The organism is Thioalkalivibrio sp. ALMg9, assembly GCF_000380625.1.
GTDB lineage: Bacteria > Pseudomonadota > Gammaproteobacteria > Ectothiorhodospirales > Ectothiorhodospiraceae > Thioalkalivibrio > Thioalkalivibrio versutus.
Genome location: NZ_AQYC01000009.1, coordinates 1,025,758 through 1,033,170, shown reverse-complemented (window position 1 = coordinate 1,033,170; position 7,413 = coordinate 1,025,758). Strand labels below are relative to the sequence as shown.

The 7,413-nt window shown below is 61.9% G+C and carries 7 protein-coding genes and 2 pseudogenes; 6 read left to right on the top strand and 3 right to left on the bottom strand.

The window, feature by feature from the left end:
- From F792_RS0114055 to F792_RS0114030, 5 genes and pseudogenes are all read left to right on the top strand, one after another.
- Window positions 1–317 (top strand): integrase core domain-containing protein (locus tag F792_RS0114055; RefSeq protein WP_018170149.1); only part of this gene is annotated, 317 nt, incomplete at its 5' end.
- 70 nt (window positions 318–387) lie between these two features.
- Window positions 388–744, top strand: a pseudogene (locus F792_RS0114050) (transposase); the annotation flags it as partial.
- A gap of 132 nt (window positions 745–876) precedes the next feature.
- Window positions 877–2,001 (top strand): site-2 protease family protein, encoded by a 1,125-nt coding sequence (locus F792_RS0114045; RefSeq protein WP_018170147.1) that lies wholly within the window; start codon window positions 877–879, stop codon window positions 1,999–2,001.
- Window positions 2,002–2,134: 133 nt separating this feature from the next.
- The gene (locus F792_RS0114040) at window positions 2,135–2,554 is read left to right on the top strand and encodes a CBS domain-containing protein (protein ID WP_018170146.1); all 420 of its coding nucleotides are present in this window, start codon (window positions 2,135–2,137) and stop codon (window positions 2,552–2,554) included.
- Between the two features lie 365 nt (window positions 2,555–2,919).
- A complete protein-coding gene (locus F792_RS0114030; RefSeq protein WP_018170144.1) occupies window positions 2,920–3,612 on the top strand; it encodes a class I SAM-dependent methyltransferase in 693 nt (230 codons plus the stop codon).
- A 362-nt stretch (window positions 3,613–3,974) separates the two neighbouring features.
- On the opposite strand, the gene F792_RS0114025 is transcribed toward F792_RS0114030, so the two are convergent.
- Together F792_RS0114025 and F792_RS0114020 are read right to left on the bottom strand one after the other, a co-directional pair.
- Window positions 3,975–4,676 (bottom strand): glycosyltransferase family 2 protein, encoded by a 702-nt coding sequence (locus tag F792_RS0114025; RefSeq protein ID WP_018170143.1) that lies wholly within the window; start codon window positions 4,674–4,676, stop codon window positions 3,975–3,977.
- The gene (locus F792_RS0114020; protein ID WP_018170142.1) at window positions 4,664–5,251 is read right to left on the bottom strand and encodes a DedA family protein; all 588 of its coding nucleotides are present in this window, start codon (window positions 5,249–5,251) and stop codon (window positions 4,664–4,666) included. Before F792_RS0114020 ends, F792_RS0114025 begins: the two co-directional genes overlap by 13 nt.
- A gap of 563 nt (window positions 5,252–5,814) precedes the next feature.
- Here F792_RS0114020 and F792_RS14860 point away from each other — a divergent pair.
- A pseudogene (locus tag F792_RS14860) lies at window positions 5,815–5,922 on the top strand (transposase); the annotation flags it as partial.
- Between the two features lie 36 nt (window positions 5,923–5,958).
- Here the strand turns inward: F792_RS14860 and F792_RS0114015 are convergent.
- Window positions 5,959–7,077: an alpha/beta hydrolase gene (locus tag F792_RS0114015; RefSeq protein ID WP_018170141.1), complete on the bottom strand. Its 1,119-nt coding sequence runs from the start codon at window positions 7,075–7,077 to the stop codon at window positions 5,959–5,961.
- Window positions 7,078–7,413 lie beyond the last annotated feature (336 nt).

Below are 7,413 nucleotides of genomic sequence, written 5' to 3'. Positions count from 1 at the left end.
AGCTCCGGCTCGATAATGGCCCCGAGTTCGTCTCGGCCGCGATCGCCGACTGGGCCGAACAGCGCGGCGTGGAACTGAGCTTCATCCAGCCGGGCAAACCGATGCAGAACGGCTTCATCGAACGGTTCAACGGCAGCTACCGCCGCGGGGTCCTGGACCTCTACGTCTTCCGAACGCTGACCGAAGTCCGGGAACACACCGAGCAGTGGCTGCAGGACTACAACGAAACCATCCCTCACGATTCGCTGGGGGACCTGACGCCGGTCGAATACCGGCAGTTACACACCCCGGAAACCTCTAGTTATGCGTGGACCTAATCCGGGGAAGTCGACAACACACCCCGGAAACCTCTAGTTATGCGTGGACCTAATCCGGGGAAGTCGACACGGGGAGCGCACGGAACCCCGCCTGACGACGCTGGGCCACGAGGGCGATGACGGGCATCCCAATGCGGTGGTTTTCACCACTGACGATTACCTGGAACTGGTCGAGTGGACTGGGCGCGCGATCCGCGAGGACAAGCGCGGGGCGATTCCGGAGCACATCCCGCCGATCCTGGAACGCCTGCAGATCGATCCGGCACATTTTGTCCGGCACGTCCGCAGAGGTGGAAGGAGTTACCACGTGGCGGCACTGGGCCGTGTCGAGCGCATGCGGAAGGCGGCGATGGATCGCGGCCGGCACTTTATCAAGGGTATCGGCGTTTCGGGTCGAATGTTTGTGGGCCCGCCAGAGTGTCCTTGATGGGGCACGGTCTGACCCCGGCGTCGCACGGGTCTCTCCCCTGTGCGGGCGGTGCCGCGGGGCCACATAATGGGTGTCAGGTGGTCCTGGCAGTTCGATACGGGGCCGCTCCCCCTTGCAAGGAGCGGAAGTATGTTCAAGACGGTCCTGGTCCTTGGCCACATCAGCGGCATCCGCATTCAGATCCACGTGAGCTGGGTGTTTATTGTCTTGCTGCTGCTGGCGACCATGAGCACCGGCTTCCACTACCAGTTTCCGGAGTGGACCCTGCCGATGGTGGTGGGCACTGCGGGGGTAACGGCCCTGCTGTTCTTTGCCTCCATTCTGGCCCATGAACTAGGCCACAGCGTGGTGGCCATCCGGCGGGGTGTGCCGGTGGAATCGATCACCTTGTTCATCTTCGGCGGGCTGGCCCAGATGGGAAGGGACACCGAGCGCGCGGACGACGAGTTCTGGATCGCCATCGCCGGGCCAGCAGTCAGTGTGGGCCTGGCGCTGATCTTCGGGGGGCTCGCGCAGGCCACCTCCGGTTGGTACGAGCCGGTGTCGGTAGCGCTGGGCTGGCTGGCGTTCATCAATCTGGTGGTGGCGGTGTTCAATCTCATCCCCGGTTTTCCGCTGGACGGGGGGCGGGTGTTCCGGGCGCTGGTGTGGAAGATCACCGGCGACCCGCGCAAGGCGGTGGCGGCCGCGGTCTGGGGCGGGCGGATGGTGGCGTACCTCCTGTTCGGCTTCGGTTTCTGGAATCTCGTGGTGATCGGCAACCTGATCGGCGGCGTGTGGATCATGCTGATCGCCTGGTTCCTGCTGACCATGGCTGAAGGGCAGGGGCGGATGTACGAGATGCGCGACCGGCTGGCGGATGTCCGTGCGCGGGATCTGGCCGATCCGGAGCCGCCCTTCGTCAGCCCGGATGCATCCATCCAGGAGTGGATCGACCAGGGCGTCCTGCCGGGCGGGCGCCGCTCCTTTCTGGTCGGCGAGCCGGAGCGGGTGCAAGGGCTGGTGACCCTGAGCGACAGTCGCAAGGTGCCGCGGGAGCGGTGGGCGACCACCCGGATCGCCGACATCATGACCCGCGCGGATTCGCTGAGACACGTCGCGCCGGATACGCAGGCCGAGGAGATCCTGCAGCTCATGAGTGAGCACAACCTCAACCAGATCCCGGTGCTGGAGGCATCCGGCCGGGCCATTGGCTGGATCGACCGCCAGAAGCTTCTGCGCACCATCGAGATCCACATGGAGGTCAAGCGCTAGAACCAGGGAGACAAGGGGGGGGCAGCCATTGAAGGCCAACTGCACAGGGACGCATCACCTCGGGAAGGGCCGGGCCCGATACGCTCGCGTGTATCTGGTACCGTGGGCTGCAGCAATCACAGGAGTGCTGGACATGGCGTCGATGAATGTACCGGTGGAGGAGTTCACCACCCCCGACCCCGTCACTGCCAACGAAGATATGGCGATCGACGAGCTGCGGGCGTTGATGGAGCGGCATGGGGTGCGCCATCTTCCGGTCGTGCGCGGTGAGTCGGTGGTGGGGCTGGTCAGTGACCGCGAGGTCCGCGTGGTCCTCGGGTTGCCGCTCACCGAGATCAATCAGGTGCGAGCCTCCGACATCATGGCGTCCGACCCGCTGACGGTGACGGCGACCACGCCTCTGGACCAAGTGGCGTATGCCATGTCGGAAAACAAGGTGGGCAGCGTGATCGTCAACGATGAAGATGGCCGGTTCCTGGGGATCTTCACGGCCAGCGACGCCCTGAATGCGCTGACCGAGCTCGTCCGCGGAGGAGGCACGCCCGCCGCATGAAATGGAAGAGGACACCCATGACTTGGCTCTCTGAGGAAGATAACGGGGTCGGACCTCGGTAACGTACGGAAAAGCCGAAGGGAACCGGTCTAGAAAGGGCGCGATTCGAGCTTAAAGCGGTCATTTCGGCCATCAAATGGGACTTCCAGGGAGGGAAGTCAGGCCAAGAGGCAGAGGCTGACGCTTTCCTGGGCCGATTTTGTGCCCCGTGATGCGGCGGAGCTGGCAGCCCGGTTTCGGGAACGCTATATCCTGATGAAGCTGCTGCGCGCCACCGCGCGCGGCCGCGGTTAGACGCGTACTACTACGTCATAGCCGGACGCCAATCGCAGATTCGTCGACGTATTAGCGGGAGTGACTGGCCGATGCCCAGGGTGGCCCCATTCGACGCGCACCATGAGCGCTATGAGGCGTGGTTCGACAAGCACGAACCGGCCTATCTCTCCGAACTGCTGGCCCTGCGCGCGTTTGTGCCGTGGGTAGGCCGGGGGCTCGAGATCGGCGTAGGGTCGGGACGCTTCGCCGCGCCGCTCGGGGTGCAGGTGGGCCTCGATCCCTCCCCGGCAATGCTGGCCCACGCGGCTGCCCGGGGTATCGAGATCGTGGAGGGGACGGCCGAAGACATGCCCTTTGAGGCGTGCAGCTTCGACTATGCCCTGGTGGAGACAACCCTGTGTTTTGTCGACTCTCCCGCGCGCATGCTTGCCGAGGCGCAGCGGGTGCTACGGCCTGGTGGCCGTCTGGTAATCGGCTTTATCGACCGCGACAGTCCACTGGGGCAGGAGTACCTGGCGCATCAGTCGGAGAGCGTGTTTTACCGCGACGCCACTTTTTATTCCGCGGACGAAGTGGAACAGCTGCTTGTGCATGGCGGCTTCTCGATCGATGGGTGGGTACAGACCCTTGCGGGGCCGCTTGCCGGGATGCGGGATATCGAACCCCTGCGGCCGGGGCGCGGTGAATGCGCGTTCGTCGTCGTAGCGGCTACCCGGAACGCCGAAGCGGCCGAAAGCCCCGGGCCGCTTGTGCGGCGCGGGGCTGGTGGGCGCCGGGAATAGGAGGAGCGGCGGGACCACGCCAACGGTGGAACAGGAAAAGAAAATCGTCGGATCAAGGCCCGAATTCGGGCTTAAAGCTGCAATTTCTGTCTTCAAATGGGTCATTCCAGGGAGGGAAGCCATGCCAATCGCCAGCACCCTCAGGGCCATATCTGCCAAAGGATAAGATTCATGACCACATGACGGGGGCGGACCTCGTTGTCATCCACAGCAGGGGCTCTGGGCTCAGGCCTTGCCTTTTTCCTCCTAGGCTTCCGGTGGATGGAAAAAGGCAAGGCCTGACCCCGACGTCTTGACCCCCGATGTCTGCGCGAACGTGAAGACCAATTAGAGCCTCCTTGGCGGTGGGAATCAGACATTATCTAAAAATCAATTCCGCTATCGACCTTGTTCCTCTTCCTGATGCGTACAGCCCTCTGCTTGATCCAGCAAAGTATGTAAAGCCGGAATGATATCGACAGGATTTGTCGGATCATTATCGCGCGTTGGGTAGCGCCAGCCACGACACCATATTTCCTTTCTTTAATGTGATGGAACGTACCACGCACTAGTTCGAATGCCATCCCCTTCTCGAATTGCTTGGAGGTGTAGTTCAAGGCGATCTCGATCTGGAAACCCCGCACGCCATTCGTCGGGACGGCCTCCCAGAGCCGGCGGGTCAATGCCCGATCTCCGCCGATAATTGGGAAGAATCGCAGCGCCTGGTTTAGCATCAGCGTCGATCGCGCGCGCAAGCCAACGTTCATCTCGACGCGTCCCTCGATGACGGGCTGCATGATCCGGGACAAGGTCTGCTGTGTGTGGCCAGTCACGTCAGCGTCGAGAAATAACAGGACGTTAGATTTCGCCGAACACACGCCTGCATCCAATGCAGTCGCCTTGCCCGTGTTTCGAGCCAGACGGATGACGCGGGCGCCCGCGGCCTCTGCGACCTGGGCCGTCGCATCCGTAGAGCCATCATCGACCACGAGGACTTCCCCAACCCAAGGATGCTGGCGTGCACACGTAATGACATCGGTGATGGTTCCGACCTCATTGAAGGCTGGTATGACTACCGAGACCATCGGTTCCTCAAGACCCGGCTCGCGATATAATTGGCGGACACCGCAATGACGATGAATATCAGGAAGGCGATCTCCAGATCCTCAACCAAATCGGCAAGTCGACGCGTCGTTCCGACGACCGAATAGGCGAGAGCAACGAAGACGGCGAATAAGGTTAGGACGCCGAGGAAATTGACGATGATATAGGTGCGAAAACGCATATCGTGTACCCCCGCAAGCACTTGGGCCGCCGTCCGTGTTCCATATACAAACTTGGATAGAAACAAGATCTGCACGCCCTTGCGATTGAACAGGCGTTCCAGACCACGAACGGCGTTGTTGCTGTGGCGTCCAGGGATGCGGTCGAGTGCAGAAGCGGGGAATTTTCTTCCCAGCCCGTACCAGACGAGGTCCGACAAGACGGTGGCCAATATTGCCAGCGAGATGACTGCAGCAAGATCAAGGCGCCCGGTCGCAGCCAGGTATATCGCCGGCAAGAGCACGACTTCGCCCGCGACGAGCATGCCGACAAAAATGAACAGATACGGATAGGTCTGAAGCAGGCTGAGTACCTGTTGGAACAGATCGTGCGCCATGGCATCCATCGAGAAATTACGTAGGTAAGGGGGATTCGGCGGGCAGTTGGGTGGGCGAATGTTCTAGGTATTAGGGCGAGCTTTCAGGCCCACCGACAGTCCGGTGATGGCTGCGAATTTGGATTACGAGTGGCTTGATGTGGTCGCCGGCGGAATGTTGGCTTGCGATGAGTCCCCTATCCTGAATCTGGGGTGTGCCGCCGCCAGCCGGGTGCAGCGGTTGAAAGCGGGTGTTTAGTGCGGGCGCTCGTAAGTCCTCTAATGATCAATTGGAGATCCCAACGTATGTCGGCCGGCTTTGATGGAGCTTCATGCGGAGGCAATCGCCCCTAGCGATCCCGGGCGGCCATTCCGTGTCGAGTGCGCAGGATCTTCTTACTACACGAAAAAACTACTACACATGGAAACGATTCATCTGTTGGATGGCGCACAGATGAGCGGTGCTTCTTGGAAATTCAGTTTCCGCTGAGAAACCAGAAGAAGTGGACACCCATGATCTTCTTGACGGTCTGAGGCGGTCTGGCTAGGTTTTGGGGTGAGTTCATGGACCAAGGAGGGTCCTGATGACGCGAGCCAGGAAGGAGCTCGTCTCGATCGAGGCGACGCCGTATTACCACTGCATTTGTCGCTGTGTTCGCCGTGCGTTCCTGTGTGGCGAGAATTTCTATTCCGCATGACGAGGTCGGACCTCGTTACCATCCACAGGGTCAATTCGATCGCCGCGCGATCAGGTCCATCACCGCGCGGATGAGTTGCCACTGGCCGATAAGTCCCACGCCTTGCGGATCGATGTGGGAAAAGCCATCGATCAGGTGCAGGTCGGCGTCGCCGATTGCACGGGCGAGGCGCTCGCTTTCGGTGTGCGGGATCATCGTGTCGGCCCGACCGTGGATCAGGATGGCACCGTTGGAAAGATGCGAGAGGTCGCGGTTGGTCAGGGACAGCATCTCGATGGCCGCCTGCGCGCTGGCCGGCAGATCGTCCAGGAGCTCCGGCACGCGCTCCTGGTCATCGTTCAGGATTAACGCCAATAGGCTTCGCCCCTCATCCCCGAGATCATCGGCCACGTCGTCGATGGGGGCCTTGGGGTCGCCCATGCGCCGTCGCGCGATTTCTTCGAGAATCGCGCGGTCTTCGCGGTCATTCAGCATGTGCAGATTGCCGCGCAGGAAGATCCACTTCGCCTGCGGGTCAGGCGTGCGCGTCTGCCAGTGGGCCGATCCGGGCTCCCGGAAGGCCCCTGTGGTGGCAAAGGTGATCACGTTCTTCGTGTCGTAGTAGCCGCCGATCGCGACCAGGAAGTCGATGGCCTCTTCCCCCTGCGGCGTCAGCGTCGCCAGGACGGCCAGGCCCACGGCATAAGAGATCGCCGCGACCCCCACGTATTGTTCATCCGCTGCGCGTTCCACCTCCAGACGGGACAGAAGGGCCGCGGCATCACCGATGGCAGCGGCCTCGTCGGGGCGCACGCTGAGGTCTTTCGAGCCCTGCAGGTCGGGCACCAGCACCAGGAAGCGCGCCCGCGCCAACGTATTGGCGAGTTGCACCAGCCGGCGGTCGTCCTTGCCCTGCGGCGTGAAGCCCGGCACGAGGACGATGCGGGCCCCCACATTCTGCTGGGGATGATAGAGGTCGGCCGCGATGTCACCTTCGTCCGTCTCGAGGGTAAGCGTTTGGCGCGTGGGCTCGGGGGTGCGGTCCTTCAGCGTGCTCGGTCCCGCGCCGGCCTCGATGTCCTGGAGCACGCGCGTCGCCTCCCAGCTTTGGGTGCTGATGCAGCCGGCAAGCAGCAAGAGACCCAGCAACACAGCAGCGATGCGCAGCATGCGATTCTCCTGTCAGATGAGCGGTACCAGTCCCGCCGGTACCCTAAGTCTATATCCGGAGTGACCGGGTCGGACCTCCAGGCGTAGGGTGTAATGAACAGGTTGCGCCCTGATCGGCAAAGGGTTTGGGCCTTGGAGTGGCCATTTTCGGCCATGAGTGGGGCTGTAACGTGCGGGGTCTTCGGCGAGGTGTGAAGCGTCCGAGTCGGTGCGTACGGAGTGATCGACGGCGCGGATATCCAGCTGTGCCTGGATCTGGCGCAGGAATGATTGGCTTCCCATGAAGAAGAGGGCACCCATGACCTTTTTGGGGGCCGACGCTTGGTCCAGCTTTAC